Source organism: Streptomyces mexicanus (genome assembly GCF_902506575.1).
In the GTDB taxonomy this organism is placed as follows: Bacteria; Actinomycetota; Actinomycetes; order Streptomycetales; family Streptomycetaceae; genus Streptomyces; species Streptomyces mexicanus.
On sequence record NZ_LR732556.1, the window covers coordinates 1 to 1,593 of the forward strand.

General features: G+C 70.8%; 2 protein-coding genes. Both read left to right on the forward strand.

Annotated elements, in window-relative coordinates:
* Positions 1–58: 58 nt before the first annotated feature.
* The gene (locus GV126_RS32235; RefSeq protein ID WP_159674477.1) at positions 59–334 is read left to right on the forward strand and encodes an acyl carrier protein; all 276 of its coding nucleotides are present in this window, start codon (positions 59–61) and stop codon (positions 332–334) included.
* 56 nt (positions 335–390) lie between these two features.
* Positions 391–1,584: a cytochrome P450 gene (locus tag GV126_RS32240; protein WP_159674479.1), complete on the forward strand. Its 1,194-nt coding sequence runs from the start codon at positions 391–393 to the stop codon at positions 1,582–1,584.
* Positions 1,585–1,593: the final 9 nt, after the last annotated feature.

Here is a 1,593-nt window from a genome sequence, read left to right on the forward strand (position 1 = left end):
CCTCACCTTCGACCTCGACCGCCGCCCCACCGGGGCCTGACCGCCGCCAGGAGCAACCGTGTCCGACCTCACCACCCAGACCCCCGCACCTACCGCCGCCGAACTGGTCGACTGGCTGCGCGACCGCGTCGCCGCCCAGACCGGCCGCCCCGCCGAGGAGATCGCCACCGACGTCCCGCTCAACGACTACGGCCTGGACTCGGTGTACGTGTTCGGCCTGTGCGCCGAGATCGAGGACCGGTACGGCATCGAGGTGGAGCCCACCATCATGTGGGACAACACCTCGCTCGCCCCGCTCGCCGAGGCCCTCCTCCCGCTGATCGCCGCGCGCTGAGTCGCGTACCTGCCCGCCTCTGCCCACGTACCGCCGTCCCGCCCGGAGCCGCCGCGATGACCGCCCTTCTGCCCGAATTCCCGATGCCCCGCGAGTATCCGCTCGACCCGCCGCCCCAGTACCGCGCGCTCAGCGCCGAACGCTCCGTGTTCCAGGTGCGCACGCCCCGCGGCGACACCGCCTGGGTCGTCACCCGCCACGAGGACGTCCGGGCCGTCCTCACCCACCGCGCCTTCAGCTCCGACCCGCGCACCCCCGGCTTCCCCACCTACGTCACCGGCGACGTGCCGCCGCCCGCCGGGTTCTTCATGCAGGCCGACCCGCCGGAGCACGGACGGCTGCGCCGCACCGTGACCCGCGAGTTCCTCATCAACCAGATGGAGGCGCTGCGGCCCACCATGCGCCGCATCCTCGACGACCTGGTCGACCGCATGAGCGCCGACGGCCGCCGCGAGGCCGACCTGGTCCGCGAGTTCGCACTGCCCATGGCCGCCATGACCATCTGCGAGATCCTCGGCGTCCCGTTCGAGGACCACGTGCTGTTCGTGACGCTCACCGACACCGTCCTGGACCGCACCAGCACCCCCGAACAGGCCGTCCAGGCCGCCACCGAACTGATGGGCTACTTCGACCGGCTGGTCACCGCCAAGGAACAGCAGCCCACCGAGGACCTGTTCGGCCGCATGGTCGCCCGCTCCGCCGAAGGCGGCCTCAACCACGAGGAACTCGTCGGCATGGCCGCGCTGCTGCTCCTCGCCGGCTACGACACGATGGCCCAGATGATCGGCATCGGCACCGTCACCCTGTTTGAACACCCCGACCAGCTCGGCGAGTTGAAGAAGAGCGCCGATCTCCTGCCGGCCGCGGTCGAGGAGTTGCTGCGCTACCTGTCCATCAACCATGCCGGACTGCCGCGCGCCGCCACCGAGGACGTCGTCGTCGGCGGCCAGCAGATCCGCGCCGGGGACGGTGTCCTGGTGATGCTGAACGCCGCCAACCGCGACGAGACCATGTTCGAGAACGCTGACACCTTCGACATCCACCGCGTCAACACCGGCAAGCACCTGGCCTTCGGCCACGGCTTCCACAAGTGTGTCGGCGCCACCCTCGCCCGGGTCGAACTCACCGAGGTCTTCGGCGGACTGTTCCAGCGCCTGCCAGGACTGCGCCCCGCCAAGCCCCTCCAGGAACTGCCCTTCCGCCACGACATGGTGCTCTACGGCGTCCGCGCCCTCCCCGTCACCTGGTGACCCAGGACC